Source organism: Ensifer sp. VA4 (assembly GCF_055710065.1).
In genome coordinates this window covers 257,594-284,042 of the sequence record NZ_JBVQPO010000005.1, presented here as the reverse complement: position 1 = coordinate 284,042, position 26,449 = coordinate 257,594, and the positions used below count along the sequence as shown (strand labels likewise).

The 26,449-nt window shown below is 62.8% G+C and carries 19 protein-coding genes; 10 read left to right on the top strand and 9 right to left on the bottom strand.

The features are described from left to right. Window positions 1-30: 30 nt before the first annotated feature. From AC0C6X_RS10740 to AC0C6X_RS10725, 4 genes are all read left to right on the top strand, one after another. A complete protein-coding gene (locus AC0C6X_RS10740; RefSeq protein ID WP_472953010.1) occupies window positions 31-2,166 on the top strand; it encodes a molybdopterin-containing oxidoreductase family protein in 2,136 nt (711 codons plus the stop codon). An 89-nt stretch (window positions 2,167-2,255) separates the two neighbouring features. Continuing rightward, on the top strand, window positions 2,256-2,852 hold the full coding sequence (locus AC0C6X_RS10735) for an NUDIX domain-containing protein (protein WP_472953007.1): 597 nt from the start codon (window positions 2,256-2,258) through the stop codon (window positions 2,850-2,852). Window positions 2,853-2,955: 103 nt separating this feature from the next. Then, entirely contained in the window at window positions 2,956-5,565 is a 2,610-nt protein-coding gene (gene mprF / locus AC0C6X_RS10730) for a bifunctional lysylphosphatidylglycerol flippase/synthetase MprF (RefSeq protein ID WP_472953005.1), read from the top strand. Further along, window positions 5,562-6,947, top strand: coding sequence for a virulence factor family protein (locus tag AC0C6X_RS10725; RefSeq protein WP_472953002.1), 1,386 nt, complete (start codon window positions 5,562-5,564; stop codon window positions 6,945-6,947). The genes mprF and AC0C6X_RS10725 overlap by 4 nt, the downstream gene beginning before the upstream one ends. A gap of 30 nt (window positions 6,948-6,977) precedes the next feature. On the opposite strand, the gene purN is transcribed toward AC0C6X_RS10725, so the two are convergent. After that, window positions 6,978-7,646 carry a phosphoribosylglycinamide formyltransferase gene (gene purN / locus AC0C6X_RS10720; protein WP_247957833.1) on the bottom strand — a complete coding sequence of 223 codons (669 nt, stop codon included), beginning with the start codon at window positions 7,644-7,646 and terminating at the stop codon, window positions 6,978-6,980. Continuing rightward, window positions 7,643-8,713 (bottom strand): phosphoribosylformylglycinamidine cyclo-ligase, encoded by a 1,071-nt coding sequence (gene purM / locus AC0C6X_RS10715; protein ID WP_173516099.1) that lies wholly within the window; start codon window positions 8,711-8,713, stop codon window positions 7,643-7,645. The genes purN and purM overlap by 4 nt, the downstream gene beginning before the upstream one ends. A gap of 370 nt (window positions 8,714-9,083) precedes the next feature. Here purM and AC0C6X_RS10710 point away from each other — a divergent pair, with 370 nt between their 5' ends. The 4 genes from AC0C6X_RS10710 to ppx all read left to right on the top strand — a co-directional run bounded on the left by AC0C6X_RS10710 (window position 9,084) and on the right by ppx (window position 14,707). Then, window positions 9,084-10,205, top strand: coding sequence for an AI-2E family transporter (locus tag AC0C6X_RS10710; protein WP_247957832.1), 1,122 nt, complete (start codon window positions 9,084-9,086; stop codon window positions 10,203-10,205). Window positions 10,206-10,231: 26 nt separating this feature from the next. Next, window positions 10,232-10,921: a DnaA regulatory inactivator HdaA gene (gene hdaA / locus AC0C6X_RS10705; RefSeq protein WP_173516101.1), complete on the top strand. Its 690-nt coding sequence runs from the start codon at window positions 10,232-10,234 to the stop codon at window positions 10,919-10,921. A gap of 64 nt (window positions 10,922-10,985) precedes the next feature. Continuing rightward, on the top strand, window positions 10,986-13,172 hold the full coding sequence (locus tag AC0C6X_RS10700; protein WP_247958239.1) for an RNA degradosome polyphosphate kinase: 2,187 nt from the start codon (window positions 10,986-10,988) through the stop codon (window positions 13,170-13,172). An 11-nt stretch (window positions 13,173-13,183) separates the two neighbouring features. Further along, window positions 13,184-14,707, top strand: coding sequence for an exopolyphosphatase (gene ppx / locus AC0C6X_RS10695; RefSeq protein WP_173516102.1), 1,524 nt, complete (start codon window positions 13,184-13,186; stop codon window positions 14,705-14,707). Window positions 14,708-14,874: 167 nt separating this feature from the next. Here the strand turns inward: ppx and AC0C6X_RS10690 are convergent, their stop codons facing one another. Beyond that, entirely contained in the window at window positions 14,875-16,233 is a 1,359-nt protein-coding gene (locus AC0C6X_RS10690) for an esterase-like activity of phytase family protein (RefSeq protein ID WP_472952999.1), read from the bottom strand. 201 nt (window positions 16,234-16,434) lie between these two features. Next, window positions 16,435-17,331, bottom strand: a complete 897-nt coding sequence (locus tag AC0C6X_RS10685) for an AraC family transcriptional regulator (RefSeq protein ID WP_472952996.1) — start codon at window positions 17,329-17,331, stop codon at window positions 16,435-16,437. On the opposite strand from AC0C6X_RS10685, the gene AC0C6X_RS10680 reads away from it, so the two are divergent. After that, window positions 17,330-17,737: a DUF2000 family protein gene (locus AC0C6X_RS10680; RefSeq protein WP_472952994.1), complete on the top strand. Its 408-nt coding sequence runs from the start codon at window positions 17,330-17,332 to the stop codon at window positions 17,735-17,737. The two genes, AC0C6X_RS10685 and AC0C6X_RS10680, sit on opposite strands and share 2 nt — an antisense overlap. A 22-nt stretch (window positions 17,738-17,759) precedes the next feature. Here AC0C6X_RS10680 and AC0C6X_RS10675 read toward each other — a convergent pair whose 3' ends face one another. From AC0C6X_RS10675 to AC0C6X_RS10660, 4 genes are all read right to left on the bottom strand, one after another. Then, complete coding sequence (locus AC0C6X_RS10675) at window positions 17,760-18,812, bottom strand: adenylate/guanylate cyclase domain-containing protein (protein WP_173518108.1); 1,053 nt, start codon at window positions 18,810-18,812, stop codon at window positions 17,760-17,762. A 166-nt stretch (window positions 18,813-18,978) separates the two neighbouring features. Continuing rightward, window positions 18,979-20,130, bottom strand: a complete 1,152-nt coding sequence (rnd, locus tag AC0C6X_RS10670) for a ribonuclease D (protein ID WP_173516106.1) — start codon at window positions 20,128-20,130, stop codon at window positions 18,979-18,981. 77 nt (window positions 20,131-20,207) lie between these two features. Next, window positions 20,208-21,608, bottom strand: coding sequence for a multicopper oxidase domain-containing protein (locus tag AC0C6X_RS10665; protein ID WP_472952992.1), 1,401 nt, complete (start codon window positions 21,606-21,608; stop codon window positions 20,208-20,210). Window positions 21,609-21,758: 150 nt separating this feature from the next. After that, window positions 21,759-23,000, bottom strand: a complete 1,242-nt coding sequence (locus tag AC0C6X_RS10660) for an MFS transporter (RefSeq protein WP_173516108.1) — start codon at window positions 22,998-23,000, stop codon at window positions 21,759-21,761. A gap of 320 nt (window positions 23,001-23,320) precedes the next feature. Between AC0C6X_RS10660 and aspS the strand changes: the two genes are divergently transcribed. Beyond that, the gene (aspS, locus tag AC0C6X_RS10655) at window positions 23,321-25,108 is read left to right on the top strand and encodes an aspartate--tRNA ligase (RefSeq protein WP_472952990.1); all 1,788 of its coding nucleotides are present in this window, start codon (window positions 23,321-23,323) and stop codon (window positions 25,106-25,108) included. Between the two features lie 78 nt (window positions 25,109-25,186). Here the strand turns inward: aspS and AC0C6X_RS10650 are convergent, their stop codons facing one another. After that, window positions 25,187-26,389: a serine hydrolase domain-containing protein gene (locus AC0C6X_RS10650; RefSeq protein ID WP_472952989.1), complete on the bottom strand. Its 1,203-nt coding sequence runs from the start codon at window positions 26,387-26,389 to the stop codon at window positions 25,187-25,189. Window positions 26,390-26,449: the final 60 nt, after the last annotated feature.

Sequence of the window (26,449 nt, the reverse complement as noted above, 5' to 3'; positions counted from 1 at the left end):
CAACGATTGGCTCTTTGAGCCCGTTTGTCGATGCCATATAGAAAAGCCATGAACGTTGCGACCCCTATCAGAACAGAAAAATCGATCGGCCATTCGGTCTGTCCGCACGACTGTCCCTCCGCTTGCGCGCTGGAGGTCGACCTGACCGCCGAAGGGCGCATCGGCCGCGTGCGTGGCGCATCCGCCAACACCTATACCGCCGGCGTGATCTGCGCCAAGGTGGCGCGCTATTCCGAGCGCATCTACCATCCGGGCCGTCTCATGGTGCCGAAGCGCCGCAGGGGGGCCAAGGGCGAGGGCAACTGGCAGGAGGTGAGCTGGGAGGCGGCGCTCGACGAGATCGCCGAGCAGTTCATCCGCGCCGAACAGAAGCACGGGGCGGAGGCCGTCTGGCCGTATTTCTATGCCGGCACCATGGGCCAGGTGCAGCGCGACTCCATCGAGCGGCTGCGCCACGCCAAGCGCTATTCCGGTTTCTTCGGCTCGATCTGCACCAACATGGCCTGGACCGGCTTTACCATGGCGACCGGCGCCTTGCGCGGCCCCGACCCGCGCGAGATGGCGAGGGCTGATTGCGTTGTGATCTGGGGGACAAACGCGGTCGCGACCCAGGTCAACGTGATGACGCACGCGGTCAAGGCCCGCAAGGACCGCGGCGCCAAGATCGTCGTCATCGACATCTATGACAATCCGACGGTGAAGCAGGCGGACATGGGCCTGGTGCTGAAGCCCGGTACCGACGCAGCACTCGCCTGTGCGGTCATGCACATCGCCTTCCGCGACGGCTATGCCGACCGGGCCTATATGGCGGAATTCGCCGACGATCCGGCCGGGCTTGAGGCGCATCTCCAGTCGCGCGGGCCCGAATGGGCATCTGCCATCACCGGTCTGCCGGTCGAGGAAATCGAAGCCTTCGCCAAACTGGTCGGCACGACGCCCAGAACCTATTTCCGGCTCGGCTATGGCTTCACGCGCCAGCGCAATGGCTCGGTCGCGATCCATGCTGCGGCCTCCGTGGCAACGGTTCTCGGCTCCTGGAAGCACGAGGGCGGCGGGGCCTTCCACTCCAACAACGACATCTTCAAGCTCGACAAGCGCGAGCTGGTCGGTTCGGCCTTCCACGATCCGGACGTGCGCATGCTCGACCAGTCGCAGATCGGCCGGGTGCTGACCGGTGACGCCGAGGCACTGCGCCATCGCGGCCCGGTGACGGCGATGCTGATCCAGAACACCAATCCGGTGAACGTCGCGCCGGAGCAACGGCTGGTGAAGCGCGGTTTCCTGCGCGACGACCTGTTCGTCGCCGTGCACGAGCAGTTCATGACGGACACGGCTGATGTCGCCGATATCGTTCTGCCGGCCACCATGTTCCTCGAACATGACGATCTCTATCGCGGCGGCGGACACCAGCACATCCTGATCGGCCCGAAGGTGGTTGAGCCGCCATCGACCGTACGCACCAACCTCTTCGTGATCGAGGAACTGGCCAAGCGCCTGGGCGTCGCCGACCATGCCGGCTTCGGCCTGACGGAGCGTCAGCACATCGACCGGCTGCTTTCCAATTACGGCATCGGCTACGAGGAGATGAAGCAGGAGAAGTGGCTGGACTGTCAGCCCGCCTTCGAGGAAGCGCACTACCTCAAGGGGTTCCGCCATCCCGACGGCAAGTTCCGCTTCAGGGCGGACTGGACGGGAACACCCGCACCGAACCGGCCACCGAAGTCCATGGGCATTCAGGGGCCGCACGCCGCACTGCCGGATTTCCCCGACCATGTCGACCTGATCGAGGTCGCCGACGCCGAGCATCCTTTCCGCCTTGCGACTTCGCCGGCGCGCTCTTTCCTCAACTCGACCTTTGCCGAGACGCCGTCCTCAATCCAGAAGGAAGTGCGCCCGGAAGTGATGATCCATGCCGAGGACGCTGCAGCGCTCGGCATTGCCGATGGCGATGTCGTTCAGCTCGGCAACGAACGCGGAGAGGTTCGCCTGCACGCCAAGATTGGCGGCGGTACGCGTCGCGGCGTGGTGATCGCCGAGGGGCTGTGGCCGAACGGCGCCCATCTCGACGGCGAGGGGATCAACGTTCTGACCGGTGCCGATGCGGTGGCGCCCTATGGCGGTGCCGCTTTTCACGACAACAGGGTCTGGGTAAGGCTCGCGCCCTAGATCATCGCACGACGGTAACCCCGGAGGCCTCATGCTCTAGAATCAAAGTGCTAGAGCGGCTGGATTGCCCCGCCAACGAAGGATTTCGCATGAGTATGCATCACGATCCGCGCGTCAGGATCATCGGCCGCCGCACCCTGTGGGACGGGTTCATCCATCTCGAGGAGGTAACGCTCGAACAGGACATGTCGAATGGCGTGACCGCGACGCTGAAGCGAGAGGTGCACGATCACGGCAGTGCGGCGACGATCCTGCTCGTCGATACCAGGCGGCAGAGCGTGGTGCTGGTGCGGCAACTGCGCATTCCCGTCCTGCTGCAGGGCGGCCCGGCCTATATGATCGAGGCGGTGGCGGGGCTGCTGGATGACGATACCGCCGAAATCGCGATCGCCCGCGAGGCATTGGAAGAAACCGGCTACCATGTCGAGGGCGCCACCCATCTTTTCGATGCCTATATGAGCCCGGGCGCGATCACCGAGCGCACGAGCTTCTTCGTCGGCCGTATCGACGTTAGCGAGAAACGCGGCGACGGAGGCGGGCTTGCGCATGAGGGCGAGGACATCGAAGTTCTCGAAATACCGCTCGATGAGGCCCTGGCGATGATAGCCACCGGCGAGATCTGCGACGCCAAGACGATCATGCTGCTGCAATGGGCAAGGCTCAACCGCCATGAACTCATCGGCTAAATCATTGTTTTACGAGAACATAATTTATTACGGATATTTCACTTTTTGATCCGTATCGGCTGAGCTAAAGCGCTGATGTCTTCATCATTGACATGGGCGCCCCATGACATCCTCCCTTTCGCAAAGCCCCACCGACGACGAACAGCAAGCGGAGGGAGGCTGGCTCGCCTTCCTGCGCCGCAACCGTCGCTATCTTTCGGCTGCCGGTACGCTGTTCGTAATCGCCCTGTTCGGCGTCGCGATCTTTCACCTGACATCGGAAGTGCAGTACGACGAAGTCGTGCAGGCCTTGGCGGAGACGTCCTGGACGTCGGTCGCGGCAGCGGTATTCTGCACAGCCCTGAGCTTCCTGGCGCTGACCTTCTATGATGTCAGTGCGCTTGATTACGTCAGGCGGAAACTGCCCTATGCCGATGTGGCGCTGACGGCTGCTTGCGCCTATGCGGTCGGCAATACCGCGGGCTTTGGCGCATTGAGCGGTGGTGCAATCCGCTACCGGTCCTATTCCCGCCTCGGCGTCGAGCCGGAAAAGATTGCCCGGATCATCGCCTTTGTGACGCTCGCCTTCGGCCTAGGGCTTCTGACGGTGACCTGCCTCAGCCTGCTTGCGGTCGGCGAATATGTGGCGCCGATGACCGGGCTGGATCCCCTGCTACTGCGCCTGATCGCCGCCGCCGTCCTCGGTGGATTGTTCACCGTGTTCTTCCTTGCACGCGATGGACGCGAGGTCAGCCTCGGACGCATGACGCTGCGGCTGCCGGATTCGCGCACCGTCTCGCGCCAGTTCCTGGTGACGGCACTCGATCTCGCCGCTTCGGCGACTGTCCTCTACGTGCTCCTGCCGGTCGGCACCATCGGCTGGCCGGCCTTCCTCGCGGTCTATTCGCTCGCTGTCGGCGTCGGTGTTCTCAGCCATGTTCCCGCCGGCCTCGGCGTCTTCGAGACGATCATCATCGCGACGCTCAGTCACAACACCGATGTCGATGCCATTCTCGGCGCGCTGGTTCTCTATCGCGTGATCTATCACGTGCTGCCTCTCGTGATCGCGATTGCCGTCGTTATTGGCATCGAGCTCCGGCAGCTTTCCGGTCATCCGGTTGCCTCGAGCGTGCGGCGCATCGGCGGCCGTATGACGCCGTTGCTGCTTGCGACGCTCGGCATCGTGCTGGCGATCATGCTGGTGCTTTCGAGCGTGACGCCGACGCCGGACGAAAACCTGGCTTTTCTGGAAAGTCTGCTGCCCTTGCCGATCGTCGAGGGCGCCCATTTCCTCGCAAGCCTGCTCGGACTGGCGCTCGTCGTTGTCTCCCGTGGTCTTGCCCTGCGCCTTGATGGCGCCTGGTGGGCGTCCATCGCGATTGCGATGGCAGCGCTTCTGCTGTCGCTCATCAAGGCGGTCGCGGTGGTGGAGGCGGGCATGCTTGCCTTCTTCCTCCTGGGATTGATTGTCAGCCGGCGCCTGTTCGCCCGTCCGGCATCGCTCTTCGGCCAGGCGCTCACCATACCGTGGCTGACGGCGCTCGGGGTTATCTGCCTGGGCGGATTGATCGTGCTGCTCTTCGTCTACCGCGATGTCGAGTACAGCCATGAACTCTGGTGGCAGTTCGAATTCTCTGCCGAGGCTCCGCGTGGGCTTCGGGCACTCCTCGGCGTGACGATCGGTTCGAGCCTGCTTGCGATCTGGAGCCTGATGCGTCCGGCAACCGGGGCAGCGGAGCCCGCCTCTGATGATGCGATGGAGCGGGCTCTGGCGATCGTCGAGGCACAGGACATGTCCGACGCCAATCTGGTGCGCATGGGCGACAAGAGCATCCTGTTTTCCGCCGATGGGCGCGCTTTCATCATGTACGGCCAGCGCGCCCGTTCCTGGATCGCGCTTTTTGATCCCGTCGGCCCTATCGATGCCTGGCCGGAGCTGATCTGGCAGTTCATCGAAAAGGCGCGCGCCTCGGGGTGCCGGGCGGTTTTCTATCAGGTCGCTCCCGACGGCCTTGCCTACTATGCCGATGCGGGGCTGCGTGCCTTCCGGCTCGGCGAACTGGCGCGCGTCGACCTCACCCCCTTCGAAATGAAGGGCGGCAAGTGGGCAAACCTGCGCCAGCAGGTCAGCCGTGCCCAGCGTGACGGGCTCGAGTTCCAGGTCGTATCACCTGGAGAGGTCCCCGGGATCATGGATGACCTGACGGCGGTTTCCGATGCCTGGCTGGAACATCACAACGCCAAGGAAAAGGGTTTCTCGCTTGGTGCCTTCGATCCCGACTATCTGGCCCAGCAGCCGGTGGCGATCCTCACCTGCGAGGGACGCATCGTCGCCTTCGCCAACATCCTGGTGACGGGGTCCAAGGAGGAGGGGACCGTCGATCTGATGCGCTTTGCGCCGGATGCGCCGAAAGGGGTGATGGATTTCCTCTTCGCTCAGGTCATGGAATATCTGAAGGCGGAGGGCTATCGCACCTTCAATCTCGGCATGGCGCCGCTATCGGGCATGTCGACGCGCCAGATCGCGCCGGTGTGGGATCGAGCCGGCCGCACCTTCTTCGAACACGGCGAGCGCTTCTACAACTTCAAGGGCTTGCGTGCCTTCAAGTCGAAGTTTCATCCGCAGTGGCAACCGCGCTATCTTGTCGCCAGCGGCGGCATCAATCCGATCCTCGCCTTGATGGATGCGACGTTCCTGATCGGCGGCGGCCTCAAGGGAGTGGTGAAGAAATGATCCGTGTTGCGAACGCTTGGAAATGCCTCGCCTCGGCAGCGCTGCTGCTTTCGGCTTCCACTCTTCCCGCTTCCGCAGAAGACGCGCCGAAGAGCTACGATACCGGGATGATCCCCTCGCCGCACATCATGTTGCCCAAGGAAAAAGCGGCCGCACTGGTCGTGCTGCTTTCGGATGCCGGTGGCTGGACGGACAAGGAGCAGGCGATCGCCGATACGCTCACCGGCGACAAAACCGTCGTCATCGGCGTCGACCTCAAGGCCTATCTCGCCTCGCTTGCCAAGGACGACGGCGATTGCATCTACATGGTCTCCGATATCGAGTCGCTCAGCCAACAGGTGCAGCGCGCAGTCGGCACCGACGCCTATCAGTTGCCCATTGTCGCGGGCGTCGGCGCGGGCGGCGCGATGGCGCTTGCAATTGCCGCCCAGACTCCGCCGGCGACGATCGGCCAGACGCTGGCCGTCGACCCGGAAGCGGGGATCGCGCTCGAGAAGCAGCTCTGCACACCGGCTGATAAAGTGCGGAAGGATGGCCGGATGGTCTATGGGCTGACCGACGGCGCCTTACCGGACCCGGTCTCCATGGTCTTTTCTCCGGCAGCCTCCGCGGATGGCCGGGCACATGTGGCGGCACTCATCGCGAAACATCCGGATATCGAGCAGGAAGACAGCGATGACGACGCCTTCACGGCCTTGTCCGATCACCTCACCGATCTGATCGACAGCCAGCGCGATGCCGGCAACCCCTTTGGCCTGCCGCTGACCGTTCTCGACGCGAAGCCGACGCGCGATACGATGGCAGTGATCTACTCGGGCGACGGTGGCTGGCGCGACATCGACAAGGAGGTCGGCGACGTCCTCCAGCAGCAAGGCGTGCCCGTCGTCGGCTTCGATTCCTTGCATTATTTCTGGTCCGAGCGGGACCCGCAGGCGACTGCGGACGATCTTGCCAAGGTCATGACCTACTATCGTAAGCACTGGAACGTCCGCAATGTGCTCCTGATTGGCTATTCCTTCGGTGCCGACGTTTTGCCGCGAACCTTCAACCTGCTGCCATCAGGCGAGAAGGCCCATGTCCGCCAGGTGACGCTGATGGCGCTCTCGCACATGGTCGACTACAAGGTCTCGGTGCTCGGTTGGCTGGGCGCAGAGGGCGATGGCAAGGGCGGCGATCCGCTCGACGATATCAAGCGCATCGATCCCACGCTCGTGCAATGTATCTACGGCACGGACGAAGAGGACGATGCCTGCCCTGAATTGAAGGGTACCGGTGTCGATGTCATCGGCATCGATGGTGGCCACCACTTCGACGAGGATTATCCGGCACTGACGCGACGGGTGCTTGATGCGCTCGATCGAAGGCTGGCGTCGGCGAAGTAAACTGCTGTCGCTCACGACAGCCGCGGACTATCACGCCGCCGGTGAAATCAGCGTGCCCGTTGCCTCGCGAGCGCCATCGATCACCGCGCGGCCGCCTTCCATGCGCACCTTGCCCTCTGCCATCATTCGCAGCGCCATCGGATAGGTGCGGTGCTCGACGGTCAGCACCCGTGCAGCAAGGCTGTCGGACGTATCGCCGGGGAGAACCGGCACGACCGCCTGGGCGAGGATCGGGCCCTCGTCCATGCCTTCGGTGACGAAGTGCACGGTGCAGCCGGCGACCTTCATGCCGGCGTCGATCGCGCGCTGGTGCGTATGCAAGCCCGGAAACAGCGGCAGCAGCGAGGGATGGATGTTGAGAATCCGCCCTTCATGGCGCTGGATGAACGTCGCGGAGAGCAGCCGCATGTAGCCCGCCAGGCAGATGATGTCGGGCGAAAGGCGATCGAGTTCGGCAAGGATTGCCGCCTCGTGCGCGTCCTTGCTCTCGAAATCCTTGCGCTGGAAGCTCCTCGTCGGAATCCCGAGCGCCGCCGCCTTTGCGAGCCCGCCGGCATCCGCCTTGTCGGCGATGACGGCAACGATCTCGGCCGGGAAACCGGGTTCCGCCGCCGCCTTTGCGAGCGCCAGCATGTTGGAGCCGCCGCCCGAAATGAAGACGACGACCCGCTTCTTGCCTGACGTCACATCGCTCGTCATAGGGCGAGGCTGCCCTTGTAGATCGTGCCGGCAGCACCTTCGGCGCGCGCGACCATCCGGCCGAGGGTAAAGACGGTTTCGCCTTCGCCGGTCAGCACGGCCGAAACCTCTGCGGCCTTGTCGGCGGGAACGACGACGATCATGCCGACGCCGCAATTGAAGGTACGCAGCATTTCATTGGCAGCAACGCCGCCGGTTTGAGCGAGCCAGGAGAACACTTTCGGCGCCTTGATTGCATCGAGGTCGATTTCGGCCGCCAGGTGCTTCGGCAGCACGCGCGGAATGTTCTCCGGGAAGCCGCCGCCGGTGATGTGGGCGAGCGCCTTGATCGCGCCGGTCTCGCGGATTGCCTTCAGAAGCGGCTTCACATAGATGCGCGTCGGCGTCATCAACAGGTCGGCGAGCGTGCCTTCGCCGAACGGAGCAGGGGCGTCCCAGGCAAGGCCCGAGAGCGAAACGATCTTGCGTACCAGCGAATAGCCGTTGGAATGAACGCCCGACGAGGCGAGGCCGAGAATGACGTCGCCTTCGCCGATGTCGCCGGCGGGAAGCAACTGACCGCGTTCGGCGGCGCCGACGGCAAAGCCCGCAAGGTCATAGTCGCCGCCCGAATACATGCCCGGCATTTCCGCGGTCTCTCCGCCGATCAGCGCACAGCCCGCTTCCCGGCAGCCGCTGGCAATGCCGGCGACGATGGCCGCACCCTGATCCGGGTCGAGTTTGCCGGTGGCGAAGTAATCGAGGAAGAACAGCGGTTCGGCGCCCTGGACCACTAGGTCGTTGACGCACATGGCGACGAGGTCGATCCCGACGGTGTCATGCTTGTTGGCGTCGATGGCAATCTTGAGCTTGGTGCCGACGCCGTCATTGGCGGCAACCAGAACCGGGTCGGTAAAGCCCGCTGCCTTGAGATCGAAGAGGCCACCGAAGCCGCCGATCTCGCCGTCGGCACCAGGGCGCCTGGTCGAGCGCACATGCGGCTTGATCTTCTCGACCATCAGGTTACCGGCGTCGATATCCACGCCCGCGTCGCTATAGGTGAGGCCGTTCTTTCCCGACTGGCTCATGCTCGTTCTCCAAGGCTCGTCGTGCGACAGGTAATTTGCGGATGCGATTGGCACGGCAGGCAAGGGAGTGCAAGCCGAGAGCTGTCGTCAACGGCGTTTTTTCAACATTTTGCCCATATCCCACGATGGAAGCGAGCGAGTATGGCTCCAAACCACACGCTCCCGCCCGGTTGGACTTGACCGGCGCCCGCGCCGCCCCCTATCTCCTTTGAAGGATTGTGATACGCGATCGGTGCGCGCGGCGCGCTAGAGCGGGATGAGAAGAAGTGCGTGCGGCCTTCCGTCCGCGTCCCGCTCTCACTTATGAGAAACGATCACGATGATTTTGGGCCGATCCGACCTAAAATCATCGTGATCTAAAGGGAGCGTCATGGATATCAAGGTCAGCGGTTCCGGATTGCAGCGCCAGGTCATCTTCTGGCTGCTGGTGCTTGCCGCCTTCATTGCCTTCCTCATGGTTTTCAGCTCGATCCTGCTGCCGTTCCTTGCCGGCATGGCGCTTGCCTATTTCCTCGATCCGGTCGCCGACCGGCTCGAGCGGCTCGGCCTTAGCCGGCTGATGGCAACGGTCGTCATCCTGATCGGCTTCGTCGTCGTCTTCGTGCTTGCACTGATGATCATCATTCCCGTGATCGTCAGCCAGGCTTCGGATTTCATCGCGAACATCCCGGGCTACGCCGCCAAGCTGCAGTTGCTCGTCAACGAAGCGCAGACACGGCTCATTCCGGATTGGCTGGCGAGCCAGATGCCGTCGCTGAAGCAAAGTTCCGGCAAGCTGCTGGAACAGGGAGCCGCCTTCCTGGGCACGCTCTTCCAGCAGATCTGGAACTCCGGCGTGGCTTTGCTCGACGTCATCTCGCTGCTCGTCGTAACCCCCGTCGTCGCCTTCTACATTCTGCTCGACTGGGACCGGATGGTCGAGAAGGTCGATAGCTGGGTGCCGCGCGACCATGTGACGACGGTGCGCCAGATCGCCCGGGACATGAACACGACGATTGCCGGTTTCGTGCGCGGGCAGGGTTCGCTCTGCGTTATTCTCGGCCTTTACTATGGCATCGGCCTGTCGCTCGTCGGTCTCAATTTCGGCCTGCTGATCGGCCTATTCGCCGGCATGATCAGTTTCATTCCCTACGTCGGGTCCCTGGTCGGCCTCGTGCTCGCCGTCGGCGTCGCCCTGGTGCAGTTCTGGCCGGACTATCTCTGGATCGGCCTCTTGCTGGCAGTCTTCTTCAGCGGCCAGTTCATGGAGGGCAACATCCTCCAGCCGAAGCTGGTGGGCAAAAGCGTCGGCCTGCATCCGGTCTGGCTGATGTTTGCCCTGCTTGCTTTCGGCGCGCTCTTCGGCTTCGTCGGTCTGCTGGTGGCGGTGCCGGCGGCAGCGGCCATCGGCGTGCTTGTCCGCTTCGGCATCCAGCGGTACCTTGATAGCGACCTCTATCACGGGCACGGCAAGGCCGTGGAAAAGAAGGCGAAGAGCGACAAGGCCGCCTGATTGCCGACGATTGTCCCGAGTACAGCATGACAAAACGCCCATTCGAACAAATACCCCTGGCCTTCGGCCACGACCCGGCGACGGGCCGTGAGGATCTGCTCGTTTCCGACCGGCTGAGCGCGGCGATCGCCATCGTCGACCACTGGCCGGATTGGCCGTCACCGGTCGTCATCATCGCCGGGCCGGTTGGCTCTGGCAAATCGCATCTCGCCAGCATCTGGAAGGAACGGGCAGGAGCCGAGGTAATCCATCCGCTCGCCGGCTCCGATGCCGCGCTGATTGCCGCGGAGAAGCCTGTTCTCTTCGAGGACGCCGACCGGAGCAGCTTCGACGACACCACGCTGTTTCACGTCATCAACAACGTGCGCCAGCACGGCACCGGCCTCTTGATGACCACGCGGCTCTGGCCGATGTCCTGGCCGGTCACGCTGCCGGATCTGCGCTCGCGCCTGAAGGCGGCGACCGTCGTCGAGATCGGGGAGCCGGATGACGAGTTGCTGACGCAGGTGCTGATCAAGCTTTTTGCAGACCGCCAACTCTTCGTCGATGAGCGGCTCGTCGGCTACATCGTCCAGCGCATGGAGCGGTCGCTGGAAGCAGCGCAGACGATCGTCGAGCGGATCGATCATCTGGCGCTCTCGCGCGGTACGAAGCTCAGCCGAACGCTCGCCTCCGAAGTTCTTGAAGAACTGGGGAATCAACGGCGGTCCGATTGACTGTCACAGAACCGTCGTCAAACTGAGATAGCCGGTGCAACCGGAGCAATGGGATCGAATGAGCATGGATAACGCGGTATCGGCGGTGAACGAAAACCAGGCTGTGGCAGAGGATGTCGATCTGCTGACCAGCCCGCAGCGCTTCATCAACCGCGAATTCTCCTGGCTGCAGTTCAATCGTCGCGTGCTTGAAGAGACGCTGAACACGGCGCATCCGCTGCTGGAGCGCATTCGCTTCCTGTCGATCTCCGCCGCCAACCTCGACGAGTTCTTCATGGTGCGCGTCGCGGGCCTCGAAGGGCAGGTGCGCCAGGGCCTCGCCATGCGTTCGCCCGACGGCAAGACGCCGATCGAGCAGCTCGAAGACATTCTCAAGGAAATCGACAACCTGCAGATGGAGCAGCAGGCCTCGCTCGCCGTGCTGCAGCAGTATCTCGCCAAGGAGGACATCCTGATCGTGCGTCCAGCGTCGCTTTCGGCGCAGGATAAGAGCTGGCTCGCCAACGAATTCGATCAGTCGATCTTCCCGGTGCTGACGCCGCTCTCGATCGATCCGGCCCACCCGTTCCCGTTCATTCCGAACCTCGGCTTTTCGATGGGCCTGCAGCTCGTCAGCAAGACCGGCCGCGAGCCGATGACGGCGCTCCTGCGTTTGCCGGTGGCGCTCGATCGTTTCGTCCGGCTGCCCGACGTCAAGAACGTCATCCGCTACATCACGCTCGAGGACGTCGTCAGCCAGTTCATCGACCGGTTGTTCCCCGGCTACGAGGTGAAGGGTTCCGGTACGTTCCGCATCATTCGCGACAGTGATATCGAAGTGGAGGAAGAGGCCGAGGATCTGGTGCGCTTCTTCGAGACGGCGCTGAAGCGCCGTCGCCGCGGATCGGTGATCCGCATCGAGACCGATTCGGAGATGCCGGCATCATTGCGCCAGTTCGTCGTGCAGGAACTCGGCGTTCCGGAAAACCGCATCGCCGTTCTGCCGGGGCTGCTGGCGCTCAACACGCTCTCGGAAATCACCAAGGCGCCGCGCGATGACCTGCGCTTCGAGCCCTACAATCCGCGCTTTCCGGAGCGGGTGCGCGAACACGCCGGCGACTGCCTTGCGGCGATCCGCGAAAAGGACATGGTCGTCCACCACCCCTATGAATCCTTCGACGTCGTCGTGCAGTTCCTGCTGCAGGCGGCGCGCGATCCTGATGTCGTCGCCATCAAGCAGACGCTCTATCGCACGTCGAATGACAGCCCTATCGTGCGTGCGTTGATCGACGCCGCCGAGGCTGGCAAGTCGGTGACTGCTCTGGTCGAGCTCAAGGCTCGCTTCGACGAGGAAGCCAATATCCGCTGGGCGCGCGACCTGGAACGCGCCGGCGTGCAGGTCGTCTTCGGCTTCATCGAATTGAAGACCCACGCCAAGATGTCGATGGTCGTTCGGCGCGAGGAGGGCAAGCTCAGGACCTATTGCCACCTCGGCACCGGCAACTATCACCCGGTGACGGCGAAGATCTACACGGACCTGTCGTTCTTCACCTGCAATCCGGTGATCGCCCACGACATGGCGAACATCTTCAACTTCATCACCGGCTATGGCGAGCCGGAAGCGGGCATGAAACTGGCGGTCTCACCGCACACGCTGCGCCCGCGTATTCTCAAGCACATCGATGAAGAGATCGAGCACGCCAAGGCCGGGCGCCCGGCGGCGATCTGGATGAAGATGAACTCGCTCGTCGATCCGGAAATCATCGATGCACTCTACAAGGCGAGCCGCGCCGGCGCCGAGATCGACCTCGTGGTGCGCGGCATCTGCTGCCTGCGACCGCAGGTTCCGGGGCTCTCCGACAACATCCGCGTCAAGTCCATCGTCGGCCGTTTCCTCGAACATTCCCGCATATTCTGCTTTGGCAACGGTCATGGGCTTCCATCGGAAAATGCCCTTGTCTATATCGGCTCGGCGGATATGATGCCGCGCAATCTGGACCGGCGGGTCGAGACGCTCGTGCCTCTCATCAACCGGACTGTGCACGAACAGGTTCTGTCGCAGATCATGCTGGGCAATCTCATCGACAACCAGCAGAGCTACGAGATTCTTCCTGACGGCACCTCTCGCCGGATGGAAGTCGGCAAGGACGCCGAGCCTTTCAACGCACAGTACTATTTCATGACCAATCCCAGCCTCTCCGGCCGGGGCGAGGCCTTGAAGTCCAGCGCACCGAAGCTCATCGCCGGCTGGAAGAGCGGCTGGCACAAATAAACTGGAATTGCATGGTCGAATCTGAAGCGCAGGGGCGTCTGCCCGGCATCCGCCCGGTTTCTGTTATCGATATCGGTTCGAACTCCATTCGCCTTGTCGTCTACGAAGGCCTGAGCCGCTCGCCGGCCGTGCTGTTCAACGAAAAGGTGATGTGCGGTCTCGGCAAGGGTATCGATGCCACCGGTCGCATGGACGAAGAAAGCGTCGAGCGTGCGCTAAAGGCGCTGCATCGCTTTCACGCGCTCTCGAAGCAGGCGCGTGCGACATCGATGTACGTGCTCGCCACCGCGGCCGCGCGCGAGGCCAGCAACGGCCCGGCTTTCATCGAAAAGGCGGAGGCGATCCTTGGTCACAAGGTCCGCATCCTCACCGGCGAGGAGGAGGCCTACTATTCCGCGATGGGCATCGTCAGCGGCTATCACGATCCTGATGGCGTCGTCGGCGACCTTGGCGGCGGCTCCCTCGAACTCGTCGACGTCTCGGGCACGAAGATCGGCAAGGGCATCACCCTGCCGCTCGGCGGCATTCGTCTGTTCGAACACAGCAACGGCTCGTTGACCAAAGCGCGCACCTGGGTGCGCAAGTTCATGAAAAACTCGGCTGTCCTGAGGACCGGAACGAGACGCACCTTCTATGCCGTCGGCGGCACCTGGCGCTCGATCGCCAAGCTGCACATGGAGATCCGGGATTATCCGCTGCACATGATGCAGGGCTACGAGATTTCCTTCGACGAGGCGATGGCGCTCCTGCCGGAGGTGATCGAGCCGAAGAACATCAAGCCCGCGGCCTATTCGACGATCTCGAAGAGCCGGCGCAGCCTTTTGCCCTTCGGGGCGATCGCCATGCAGGAAGCGCTCTCGATCATGGAGCCGGAGCGGATTTCGTTCTCCGCGCTCGGCGTGCGCGAAGGCTATCTGTTCTCGCTGCTCAACGATCACGAGCGCGCCCAGGACCCGCTGCTGACGGCGGCGAACGAAATTGCCATTCTGCGGGCCCGCTCGCCGGAACACGCCCGCGAACTCGCGGACTGGACGGGCCGCATGGTGCCGTACTTCGGGATCGAGGAGACGGAAGAGGAAAGCCGTTATCGTCAGGCCGCCTGTCTGCTCGCCGATATCAGCTGGCGCGCGCACCCGGATTACCGCGGCCTGCAGGCGCTGAACATCATTGCTCATTCGACCTTCTCGGGGATCACCCATGCGGGCCGCGCCTATATCGCGCTTGCCAACTATTATCGCTTCGAAGGGCTGAACGACGACGGCGCCACGAACGCGCTCGCCGGCATCACCACGCCGCGCCTGCTGGAACTGGCGAAGCTGCTCGGCGGCCTGCTGCGTGTCGCCTATCTCTTCTCGGCATCGATGCCGGGGATCGCGCGGAACCTGACGTTCCGCAAGTCGTCTCAGCCGGACGCGGATCTCGAAATCGTCGTTCCTGCCGCCTATTCGGAATTTGCCGGTGAACGGCTGGACGGGCGCCTGCAGCAACTCGGCAAGCTTACCGGCAAGCGGCTCGCTTTCCACTTCGAAAGCTGAAACCTTCAAAATCCGGGTTCAAATAGAAGGGCGCGCGAGCTCTACAGCGCCGCGCGTCTTGTCGGACGCGCAAAGGTCGCTGTAGCAGTCTGATTTGCTGCATGTTTTTATCCTTAAATCGGCAAACGATTTAAGGAAAACATGCAGTGTTCGCGCGCCCTTGTCGCTTATTCGGCCTTCAGGAAATCGCCGACTTCGAGCAGCACGAACTCGTTGTCATCGGCCTTGTCGAGCGAGCGGCCGGCCGAGAAAGGCAGGTTGTTGTCGTTGCCGACGATGATGTGGGTCGCATCGACACGGTCGACGTTCTCGATGGTGACGAAGGGCATGTCATAGAAGCCTTCGCCTCCGCCCTGGCGCTTCTTGTTGTCCGGGTCGGCGATCTTCAGCAGGTCGATGTAGCCGATCTTGCGCACAGCCTTGCCGACATTGCTGTCATCGAAGGCGATCTTGTAGATGCGCTTGACCTTGGAGCCTGTCGCGAAGCAGTCCGGTTTGGGGGCCTTCGGATCGGCGCAGGCCTTGTCGACCGTACCGGCGCCGTTGTCGCGTTCGATCACCAGCGCGGTCCTGTCATCGAGCATGTTGAAATCGCCGATCGCCTCGCCGCCTTCCGCTAGCGGATAGAGCCAGCTACGGCCGGTCCAGGCTTTGCTTGCAACATCGAGTTCGATGATGCGCAGCGCCGGGCGACCATCGGCCTGCTCGACCGTTTCGCTGTCCGTCCAGAGCGGGCCTTCGAGCAGGCCGTAGAGCTTGCTGTTGTCATTGGAAAGGGCCATGCCCTCATAGCCGCCGGAGCGCTTCAGGTTGAAGGCAGGCGTCTTCTTCGACGGATCGGCCTGCAGCGTCAGCGTCGGATTGTCGGGCGACATGACCGGCTTGCCGTCGACCGTGGTCGGGATGACGTCCGTCAGCTTGCCGTCGAGATCGAACTTGAGGATGTAGGGCCCGAACTCCTCACCGACCCAGAAACCATCGGCAACCGGCTGGATCGATTCGACGTCGAAGTCGGCGCCGGTGAGATAACGCTTGTCGGAGCCTTCCATGACGATCGGGAAGGGCGCCTTCTTGTCCGGGTCGGTGAGGAACAGCGTCTTCAGCGCCTCGACCTTGCCGGCGTCCCAGTCCATCTTGATGTGGTGCAGCATCAGCATGGCATCAGTGGAGTTCAGCTTGTTGCCGAAGCCATTGTCAGAGAGGCTCCAGAAGGTGCCGTCTGCCATCACCTTGATGCCGGAGAAACCCTGCATCGGCTGGCCGTCGAAAGGCAACGAAAAGCCCGTCGGACGAACGCCGTCCTTACCCGGGACGGTGCCGAGCGCTCCTGCGCGTTTGCGGTCCGGGGTGGTGAACTTGCCCGAGGTCTTCAGATAGTCAGGAGCGTCCGCGGGGGCAGCGATGATCGTGTTCGCCGGCAGGATCGCGTGACCCTTCAAGGTGGCGGTGAAGGACTTTTCCTCGGCCGAAGCGGCCATCGTCATCAAAAGAGAAAGAGCCGCGGTGGCGAGAAGCGTTTTCGTCATGAAAGTCACCATGGGTTGGAGCCTCCTGCATGTCTCCTCGCCCTCGATTTCAGGACAAAGGCATGCAGCCATTCAAAGTGCTACAGCACCCTTTGCGCGTCCGATCGGACGCGCGGCGCTGTAGACGGCAACCCGATAGGCGGCTTTGATGACGGTTGGGTGATGCTTGCTTTACAGGCCGATGAAGCTTTGGTGACAGGCTCAGCCGGCGACGGTGAGTCTTGACCAGCGCCCGGGCGTGATGCCGTAGGCGCGCTTGAAATGGCGGGTGAAATGCGCCTGGTCGGCGAAGCCGGTCTCGAGAGCCGCGCCTGCGAGACTTTCGCCCGTGGCGATCATCTGCCGGGCGCGCTCCAGCCGCCGCATCAAGAGATAGCGGTGCGGGCTGGTGCCGAGAACCTTGCGAAATTGCCGGGCGAGCGTGAAGCGATCAAGTCCGCTGATCGCCTCGAGTTCCAGAGATCCGACGGGCCGTTCGAGATTGGCGCGAAGGAATTCCGTTGCCTCGAGAACGGCGCGCCTGTCAGCCTTTCCCGCCTTGATGTCCTTGGTGCCGGCATGCCGGGAGAGGCCCTCGGCAATCCGCACGAGGATATCGTCGAGCGCCAGTTCGTCAATGCCATTGTCGAGGTCCATCAAGGCTTCCCCGACTGCCTGACGCAAGGCCTCATCACCCACCACCGGCGCTGCGACGAAGGGCAGGGAGCGGCCCGTTTCGTCGAGCGCCGCAAGCAACTTTTCCGGCTGCAGATACATCATCCTGTAGCGTAGCCCCATCTCCGTTCCCGCCCCGCCATCGTGGACCTCGTCCGGGTGGAGGATGATGATACTTCCGGGTTTGCTGAAGCGGCTTTTGCCCCGGTACTGAAACGTCTGAACGCCACCCAGCGTCACGCCGATCGCATAGGTGTCGTGACGGTGCGGCTCGAAGAATTTCCCGTGCAGCCGCGCTTCGATGCGCTCGATGCCTTCGACCGCTGGAGCGACGCGGATGCCGTCGCCAGGTGTTCCGCACAATCGTTCAAGATCGATCGCGGCATCCTCCGATAATGCGTCTTCCGGCACGCCCTGTCGGGCTGAAATGGAGATGACCGTCATGTTCGATACCAAATTTGCGATCGTATTGCGCGAGGACCTGGCAACCTGGCAGAAGCTGAACGTCACCGCCTTCCTCGCCACCGGTATTGCCGGGCAGAAGCCCGATATCATCGGTGAAGATTATCGCGACGGCGCCGGCAACGTCTACAACGCCTTGAGCGTTCAGCCGATCATCGTACTTGCCGCAGATGGGAAGACGCTCGGCAACATTCAACACCGTGCGATCGAGAGGGACGTACGGGCGTCGATCTATGTCGACGCGATGTTCGCCACCGGCCACGACAGCGCCAACCGCGCGGTCTTCGCAGAGACCAGCCCGGATGATGCCGCCGTTGCCGGCATCGCCATTCATGCAGACAAGAAGCTGGTCGACAAGATCACCAAGGGCGCAAAACTGCACGGCTGATGCCGCTGCCGCCCGACGATGACTATTCCGCCGCACTGGGGGTGAGGGCAGGCGTCGAGCCTCCGACACGCAGCGCCAGCACGCCGAGCTTCTGCCCGCGTCCCTTGACGGCGTGCTCGCCGAGATCCTCGACGCGGACATAGTGCGGAAGACGCATCTTGCGGGCGAGATCGGTGGAGATCAGCACCTGGTGGCCGAGGGTCTTGCAGAAGCCTTCCAGCCGGGCAGTGGTGTTCACGGTGTCGCCGAAATAGGTGATCTTATGCCGATCGAGGCCGATTTCGGCCGCGACGATGGTGCCACCATGAAGCGCCGCGCGCAGGCGCGGGACTTCGCCGAACTCCTTCTGCCAACGGTGCGCATCCGCATCGATGATTTCCAGAATGTCGAAGACGCAATGGATGCAGGCTGCATTGTTGGTGGCCCGGTCGAAGGGCCAGGTGATCACGGCAGCGTCGCCGACATAGTCGTCGATCGACCCGCGATAGCGCAGCACGGGGTCGGCAATCGTCGCGAACAATTTGCCGAGATATTCCTGCATCCTGAGGTCGCCGTTGCGTTCGGCATAGGAGGTCGAGCCGGCGAGGTCGATGAACAGGAAGACGCGCTCCTCCTGGATCGGTCTGCGGTAACGCCCCGTCAGGAGGCTCAGGAACACGTCGCGGCCAAGAAGTTCGCGGACCCTGAGGATGAAGACGAGCGAGCCCGAGATCGTCAGCGCATAGAGCAGCACCGTCTTGGAGGGCATCATCGCCTCCATCCAGTAGACATCGCCGAAAGCGCCGCTTGTCTGCATGATCAGACCGGCGGCCGCGTAACCGACGTCAAGAAGCACGAAGTAGATCGCAAGCGAGGCGACGAAAAACATCGGGGTCGAGAAGGCGTGAATCCGTCGGTTGAGGCGTCTGAAAATGATGCGCCGCTCGAACGCAATGATCGGAATGCACATGAACAGCGCATAGGTCGCGCCGATCAGCGCGCCTGTGCCATAGGCAATCCAGGCGTAGACTGCCCCGGCGGCCGCAACCACCAGGAGCAGGAGCAGTCCTTCGAAAGTGGAGAAGCGCCAACGCATGCGGAAAGCCCCGGTATCGGAAGAAGCGGCATAGGTCTCAGCCGGCACGGTTTAACTGCGTCGGCTCCACGCCCTGTTACCTCGTTTGAGACGATGGTGATTCTGTTCCGCCGGGCTTTCAGCTAGAGCCGGATTCGGGCGGAAACTTGGCTCCGCCCTTGTAGGCTCAGCCGCCGAGCTCCACCGTCTCGATCTTCTTGTCGACGAAACGAAGAGCCACTTCGCCATTGATGAGCTTCAGCGCGGTTTCCCCGAAGAGCTCGCGCCGCCAGCCCTTGAGCGCGCCGACATCGGCCTTCTCGCCTTCGGCAGCGATCTTGTCGAGATCGTCGCTGTTGGCGATGATCTTCGCGGCCACGCCCTGCTTTTCGGCGATCAGCTTCAAAAGCACTTTCAGCATTTCGCCTGCGGCAGCGGCACCTTCTGGCGCATGGCTTTGACGCGGCAGTTTCGGCAGATCGGCCTTGGGGATCGCAAGCGCCTCGTTGACCGCTTCGATGACCGCAGTTCCGGCGCTGGAGCGTTCCCACCCCTTGGGGATGGTTCTGAGCCGTGCCAGCGCTTCCGCGTCCTTCGGCTGCTGCTGGGCGATCTCGTAGATGGCGTCGTCCTTCAGGATGCGGCCGCGCGGCACGTTGCGGGTGCGTGCCTCGCGTTCGCGCCAGGCGGCGACGGTCTTGAGGGTGGCGAGTTCGATCGGTTTCTTGACGCGCATCTTCAGACGCTGCCAGGCGTCGTCCGGATGCAGGTCGTAGGTGTCACGCGCCTCGAGGATCGCCATCTCCTCGGTCAGCCACAGCGAGCGCCCCTCGCGCTCCAGTTCGGCGGCCAGGTATTTGTAAATGTCGCGCAGATGCGTGACGTCGGCGAGCGCATAGTCGAGCTGCTTGTCCGTCAGCGGCCGGCGGCTCCAGTCGGTAAAGCGCGAAGACTTGTCGATCTGGGTGCCGGTGACGCGATTGACGAGTTGGTCATAGGAGACGCTGTCGCCGAACCCGCAAACCATGGCCGCGACCTGCGTATCGAAGATCGGATGCGGAATGAGGTTGCCGAGATGGAAAATGATCTCGATGTCCTGGCGCGCGGCGTGGAATACCTTGATGACCTCGGGATTGGCCATCAGCGCGAAGAAGGGCGAAAGATCGATGCCTTTGGCCATCGGATCGACGATGACGGCGAGATCCGGACTCGCCATCTGGATCAGGCAGAGCTCCGGCCAGAAGGTCGTCTCGCGCAGGAATTCAGTATCGATCGTAATATAATTTGAGCGGGCCAGCTGTTGGCACGCCGCCTCAAGGTCTGCGGTTGTTTCAATCATCAGATTTAAATCACTATGGCAAAAATGCGGCTGACATTTTCGTGTAGCCCGTCGCGCCATCTGTCACAATCGAAATCTCAGACGATCTTGAAATAACCCGTCATGCCGGTCTTCTGGTGCTCGATGATATGGCAATGGACGACCCAGTCGCCCGGATTGTCGGCCACCAGCGCCACTTCCGCCTGTTCGTCGGGCAAAAGCAGGATCGTATCGGTCGGCGGCGGCAGGAATGTCCGCTTGTTGGAATTGAGGATACGGAAGCTTAGGCCGTGCAGATGGATCGGATGCGCGTGCGGCGTCCGGTTGGCGACCTGCAGGACATAGCTCTTGCCGAGCTTCATCTCCTCGATCGGCGCGATCGGATCCGGCGTATCGCCTGGCCACGGCACCTTGTTGATTGCCCAGAACGTATAGCCGAGCGAGCCGCAGATCGAAGGCGCAGCCTTATGTTCGGCCGTTGCCGTCAGTTCGATCGGCACGTGGGTAGCAGTGGAAAGGTCCGCCTCGGAGATCGGATTGGCGGGCAGGGGGGCGACATCGCGGAGGTCGCGTTTCAGCGAAGAGCCGGCCGCACGGAAACGCGCGATGGTCCAAGGGTGCGATCCGCGGAAATTGCCGAGCACGGCCGTCTGGCCTTCTCCATCGGGCATGCGCAGGACAAGATCGACGCGCTGGCCGGGGCCGAAGTCGTAGCGATCGAGCGTGAAAGGCTTGTCGACCGGATTGCCGTCGAGCGCGATCACCATCGCCTCGGCGCCATCGATGCCGATCGTATAGATGCGCGTGACGTCGGTGGCGGCGATGCGCACGCGCACCAGCCCGCCGGCCGGCGCATCATAGGTCGGCTCCCGCTGCCAATTGGCAGTGCGCACCGTGCCGTAGGTGCCGCCACGCGCGGCGTCGCGCGGCTTGAACGGATCGATGAAGGCGCCACCTGCGCCAAGCCGCCAGTCGCGCAGATTGAGCACGATCTCGGCGTCGAACACCGGGTCCTCCGGATTCTCGACGACGATGACGCCGGTCAGGCCGGCGCCCATCTGCGTCAGGGTATTGCAGTGCGGGTGGTACCAGAAGGTGCCGGCATCCGGCGGCGTGATGAGATAGTCGAAGCGATCGCCCGGATAGACATAGGGCTGCGTCAACTCGGGCACGCCGTCCATGGCGTTGGCGATGCGAAGCCCGTGCCAGTGCACCGTCGTCGGCTCGTCCAGCCGGTTGAGGAGGCGTGCGGCGTAGGGCGCGCCCTTGCGCATGCGCAGGACCGGGGGCATGTCGCCGCTCTCGGCCTCTCCCAACCCATAGGTCATCACTCTCGGCGTGATGCCGTCGCTGGCGATCTGCGCCTTGGTAAACTGCGCCGTCAGGATCTGCGGATCGGGTGCGGTGCCGGCGCGTGCCGCCATGCCGGCCCCGAGCGCAAAGGCGCCTCCGAGGGCGGCGGAACCTTGAAGGAAGGTGCGGCGACTGATGGCGGGCATTCAGGCAATCTCGGCAACTGGTTAGATCACGTTAGAACGGGATACGGGCGGAAAACCGCAAACACTTTTCCTCATCCCGCTCTGGCGCCGGTTCTAAACCTGATCGCAGCATTCAGCAATTATCCGGACTGCGCGCATCTTGCCGCAGGGTCAGCCGTCCTTGCGCCTGTGATTGTTGCCAGCGGCGAGCTTGTTGAAGAAAGCCGAAGTGCGCAGGAGGTTGCGGAAGGGCATGGCACGCGCTTCTGCAGGCACCGGCCCGCGCGCCGTCATGCGCTGCAAGGTGTAGAGCATGAACAGGAAGAGGACGGCGGCCGTATAGATGAAGAGCGCCTGAGGCCCGAAGATGTCGAGCAGAAACGACGCAAAGAGCGGCCCAATGATCGCGCCGAGCGACCAGAAGAACAGCATGCCTGCCGAAACCAGTGCATGTTGGCCCTCCGCGGCATGGTCGTTGGCATGGGCCGAGCAGAGCGAATAGAGCGGCATCGCAAAGGCGCCGAAGAGGAAGATGCCGGCAAAGTTCAGCCACTCGTCGTTGCCAGCGCCGAAAGCCAGGAACAGGCCGGCCAGCAGTGAGCCGAAGGTGGCGATCAGGATGATCAGCCGGCGGTCGAGCCGGTCGGAATAGTGGCCGAGCGGATATTGCAGCACGACGCCGCCAATGATGCCGGCGCTCATGAAGGTGGCGATGGCCGTCACGGAGAGGCCGATGCCCTGGCCATAGATCGGGCCGAGCGAGCGAAAGGCGGCGTTGGTCAGGCCGACGACGATGCAGCCGATGGTCGCGAGCGGCGAGATGTTCCAGAGCGCTTTCACATCGAATCGGATGGCTTCCGGGGCCACGGGGCTCGACCGGTCGGCGAAGGAGATCGGGACCAGCGACAGCGTCAGAGCCATGGAGATGATGGCGAAGAGTTCGAAGCCTTCGATGCCGATTCCGGGGATGACATATTGCGCGGCGGTCACCGATCCGAGATCGACGAGGCGGTAGACCGAAAGCGTGCGCGCCCGGTTGGCATTGGTGACGCTGGCGTTCAGCCAGCTTTCGACAGTCGCGAACAGGCAGGCAAAACAGATGCCGGCAAGCAGTCGCATCAGGAACCACATCAGCGGATTGATCACGAGCACCATGGAGATCGCCGCGGCCGATGCGATCGCAGCCATTGCCGAGAAGGTGCGGATGTGGCCGATGGCGCGCAGGATGCGCGTGACATAGACGCAGCCGAGCGCGAAGCCGATATTGTAACCGGCGCCGATCACACCGATCAGGGATGTCGAAAATCCCTCTTCCAATGCACGAAGCGAGATGAAGGTGCCCTGCAGGCCATTGCCGCCGATGAGGATGCCTGCGGTAACGAGAAGGGGGATGAGCGGGCGAATCTGAGACATGGGGCAGGCGACATCCGGAAATCGGCCGCGACTCGAGGGGGCTTGCGGGCCTCAAATGTGTAGCCCCGCATTCTGCTGCCGGACAGCCCCGAATTGTGACGATTGCCATTCTTTTCGCGGCAATTCGGCAGGCTCTTGTTCGAGCACGGCCTTGGACTGGCCGTTTCCTTCGTCTACAACGCGCCTCCATCGGGGGCGGCAGCGGTCGCGCGGCTTGACAAAGGCTGCGCATCATGCGCTTTTCCGCCCGATTTTGACCATGTTGCCGCGCGCCGTGTCCCACGAGCCTGCGCGGCTCTTTGCAATTCCGGGATAAGACGATGCATCGTTACCGCAGCCACACCTGTGCCGCCCTCCGCAAATCGGACGTCGGCTCCACCGTTCGCCTCTCCGGCTGGGTCCACCGCGTCCGCGACCATGGCGGCGTGCTCTTCATCGACCTGCGCGACCATTACGGCATGACCCAGGTCGTCGCCGATCCGGATAGCCCGGCGTTCAAGATCGCAGAGACGGTGCGCGGCGAATGGGTGATCCGTATCGATGGCGTCGTCAAGGCGCGCACCGACGATACCGTCAACAAGGGCATGCCGACCGGCGAGATCGAGCTCTATGCCAAGGAGATCGAGGTTCTCTCGGCTGCCAAGGAACTGCCTCTGCCGGTGTTCGGCGAGCCTGAATACCCGGAAGACGTGCGCCTGAAGTATCGCTTCCTCGATCTGCGCCGCGATACGCTGCACAAGAACATCGTCAAGCGCACGCAGATCATTTCGTCGATGCGCCGCCACATGGGCGACGTCGGCTTCACAGAATACACGACCCCGATCCTGACCGCATCGTCGCCGGAAGGCGCGCGCGACTTCCTGGTGCCGTCGCGTATCCACCCGGGCAACTTCTACGCCCTGCCGCAGGCGCCGCAGCAGTACAAGCAGCTCTTGATGGTTGCCGGCTTCGACCGTTACTTCCAGATCGCACCGTGCTTCCGCGATGAAGACCCGCGCGCCGACCGCCTGCCCGGCGAGTTCTACCAGCTCGACCTGGAAATGAGCTTCGTCGAGCAGGAAGACGTCTGGTCGACCATGGAGCCGGTGATCCGCGAGATCTTCGTCGAGTTCGCCGAAGGCAAGCCGGTGACCGAGAAGTTCCCGCGCATCCCCTATGACACGGCGATCCGCAAATATGGTTCCGACAAGCCGGACCTGCGCAACCCGATCGAGATGCAGGCAGTCACCGAGCACTTCGCCGGCTCCGGCTTCAAGGTCTTCGCGAACATGATCGCGTCGAACCCGAAGGTCGAAGTCTGGGCGATTCCGGCCAAGACCGGTGGCTCGCGAGCCTTCTGCGACCGCATGAACGCCTGGGCCCAGAGCCAGGGCCAGCCGGGCCTCGGCTACATCTTCTGGCGCAAGGAAGGCGAAAAGCTCGAAGGCGCCGGTCCGCTCGCCAAGAACATCGGCGAAGAGCGCACGGATGCGATCCGCACCCAGCTCGGCCTCGACGACGGCGACGCCTGCTTCTTCGTCGCCGGCGATCCCTCGAAGTTCTACAAGTTTGCCGGCGAAGCCCGCACCCGCGCCGGCGAGGAACTCAACCTCGTCGATCGTGACCGCTACGAATTCTGCTGGATCGTCGACTTCCCGTTCTACGAATGGCTGGAAGACGAGAAGAAGATCGATTTCGCCCACAACCCCTTCTCGATGCCGCAGGGCGGGCTGGAAGCGCTCAACGGCGAAGACCCGCTGTCGATCAAGGCCTACCAGTACGACATGGTCTGCAACGGCTTCGAAATCGCCTCGGGCTCGATTCGTAACCAGCTTCCGGAAGTCATGGTCAAGGCGTTCGAACTGACCGGCAAGTCGCAGCAGGAAGTCGAAGAGCAGTTCGGCGGCCTCTACCGCGCCTTCCAATACGGCGCACCGCCGCATGGCGGCATGGCCTTCGGCATCGACCGCATCGTCATGCTCTTGGTCGGCGCCAAGAACCTGCGCGAGATCTCGCTGTTCCCGATGAACCAGCAGGCCGTCGATCTTTTGATGGGCGCGCCGTCGGCCGCAACTCCGGCACAGCTGCGCGAATTGGCGATCCGTCCGATCCCGCAGAAGAAGGACTAAGGTCCAATAGACTAACGAAATAAAGAAAGCCCGGCGACCGTCTCGCCGGGCTTTTTCGTTGTCTGCTTTGATTTCGCTTCAGCGCTTGCCGTAGACCGCGTCGCGAACATCGCGCGTGAACTGGCCCCACATGCCCTCGAAGGCCGTGTTCGTCATGGCGACAACGGTGATCTTCTCGACCGGATCGACGAACCAGTTGTGGCCGTAGGCGCCGCCCCACTGGATGGTGCCCTTCGATTGCGGCGTACCGGCGGTTGCGGCGTCGATGAGCACGGCCCAGCCATAGCCGAATCCCCAGCCGGAGCCCTGCGTCTCCGCCTGGGGACCAGTCTGGTCCTGCATCATCGTCTTCACCGTCTCTGCCGACAGGATCGGGTCTCCGCCCTTGCGGATGGTTTCGAGGAAGGTCAGCACATCCTTTGCCGTACCCGACATACCGGCGCCGCCGGAGGGGAACTGTTTGGCATCGAGGATACGCTCCGGCGAGAACGTCAGCTTGCCTTCCCCGATCTGTACCGCGACGCTGCCTTCCATGCGCTTCGGTTCGGGCGAGGCATCGAAATAGGTAGCGGTCAATCTCTCCGACGGTTCTGTCGAGAAGCCGGCGTCGGCGAGGGACAAGGGCGAGACGACAAGCTCGTCAACCGCCTTGTCGAGCGTCTTGCCGCTCGCCTTCTCTATAACGCCGCCGAGGACGTCGATCGCCACCGAATAGCGCCAGGTCTTGCCCGGTTCCGATACGAGCGGAACGCTCGCGATGCGCTTCAGGTTCTCGTCGAGCGTGATATCCGTAAGGTCGAGCCCGTCGGAAATGCCGGCCTTGGCATAGGCGCCTCCCGGCGGCTGGAAGAAGCCATATTCGAGCCCTGCCGTATGGTTGAGAAGGTGGCGGACGAGGATCGTCGCCGGCTTGCCGTCAAAGGTCGGCTTGAAGTCCGGGAGCCACTTGCTGACGGGGTCGTCAAGCGTGATACGCCCCTGTTCGACAAGGCGCATGGCCGCCGCGGTCACGAACGGTTTCGTGACCGACGCAAAGCGGAAGATGTCGTCCTCCTTCATTGCGCGACCGGCCTCCCGGTCGGCGAGTCCGGCCGCACGCGCATAGACAAGTTCCCCATCGCGGGCGACGAGGACCACCGTGCCGACGATACGCTTGTCGGCGATGGCATGATCGATCACCGGGTCGAGCCGTGCGCCGAGTGCAGCGTTCTGATCGTCGGCCACGGCGGGGGAGGCGACCAGTATAGCGAGCAGCGCCGCGCCTTTCAGGTGGAGACTCATTGGACAAATCCTTCTATAATCACAATGACCATTCCTGAATACGTCAGGACTTGAGATAAT

Bases quoted from the DNA above. Each gene is read 5' to 3' on its own strand.
- AC0C6X_RS10740 (WP_472953010.1), top strand. From the start codon at position 31: ATGCCATATAGAAAAGCCATGAACGTTGCGACCCCTATCAGAACAGAA.
- AC0C6X_RS10735 (WP_472953007.1), top strand. From the start codon at position 2,256: ATGAGTATGCATCACGATCCGCGCGTCAGGATCATCGGCCGCCGCACC.
- mprF (WP_472953005.1), top strand. From the start codon at position 2,956: ATGACATCCTCCCTTTCGCAAAGCCCCACCGACGACGAACAGCAAGCG.
- AC0C6X_RS10725 (WP_472953002.1), top strand. From the start codon at position 5,562: ATGATCCGTGTTGCGAACGCTTGGAAATGCCTCGCCTCGGCAGCGCTG.
- purN (WP_247957833.1), bottom strand. From the start codon at position 7,646: ATGACGAGCGATGTGACGTCAGGCAAGAAGCGGGTCGTCGTCTTCATT.
- purM (WP_173516099.1), bottom strand. From the start codon at position 8,713: ATGAGCCAGTCGGGAAAGAACGGCCTCACCTATAGCGACGCGGGCGTG.
- AC0C6X_RS10710 (WP_247957832.1), top strand. From the start codon at position 9,084: ATGGATATCAAGGTCAGCGGTTCCGGATTGCAGCGCCAGGTCATCTTC.
- hdaA (WP_173516101.1), top strand. From the start codon at position 10,232: ATGACAAAACGCCCATTCGAACAAATACCCCTGGCCTTCGGCCACGAC.
- AC0C6X_RS10700 (WP_247958239.1), top strand. From the start codon at position 10,986: ATGGATAACGCGGTATCGGCGGTGAACGAAAACCAGGCTGTGGCAGAG.
- ppx (WP_173516102.1), top strand. From the start codon at position 13,184: ATGGTCGAATCTGAAGCGCAGGGGCGTCTGCCCGGCATCCGCCCGGTT.
- AC0C6X_RS10690 (WP_472952999.1), bottom strand. From the start codon at position 16,233: ATGACGAAAACGCTTCTCGCCACCGCGGCTCTTTCTCTTTTGATGACG.
- AC0C6X_RS10680 (WP_472952994.1), top strand. From the start codon at position 17,330: ATGTTCGATACCAAATTTGCGATCGTATTGCGCGAGGACCTGGCAACC.
- AC0C6X_RS10685 (WP_472952996.1), bottom strand. From the start codon at position 17,331: ATGACGGTCATCTCCATTTCAGCCCGACAGGGCGTGCCGGAAGACGCA.
- AC0C6X_RS10675 (WP_173518108.1), bottom strand. From the start codon at position 18,812: ATGCGTTGGCGCTTCTCCACTTTCGAAGGACTGCTCCTGCTCCTGGTG.
- rnd (WP_173516106.1), bottom strand. From the start codon at position 20,130: ATGATTGAAACAACCGCAGACCTTGAGGCGGCGTGCCAACAGCTGGCC.
- AC0C6X_RS10665 (WP_472952992.1), bottom strand. From the start codon at position 21,608: ATGCCCGCCATCAGTCGCCGCACCTTCCTTCAAGGTTCCGCCGCCCTC.
- AC0C6X_RS10660 (WP_173516108.1), bottom strand. From the start codon at position 23,000: ATGTCTCAGATTCGCCCGCTCATCCCCCTTCTCGTTACCGCAGGCATC.
- aspS (WP_472952990.1), top strand. From the start codon at position 23,321: ATGCATCGTTACCGCAGCCACACCTGTGCCGCCCTCCGCAAATCGGAC.
- AC0C6X_RS10650 (WP_472952989.1), bottom strand. From the start codon at position 26,389: ATGAGTCTCCACCTGAAAGGCGCGGCGCTGCTCGCTATACTGGTCGCC.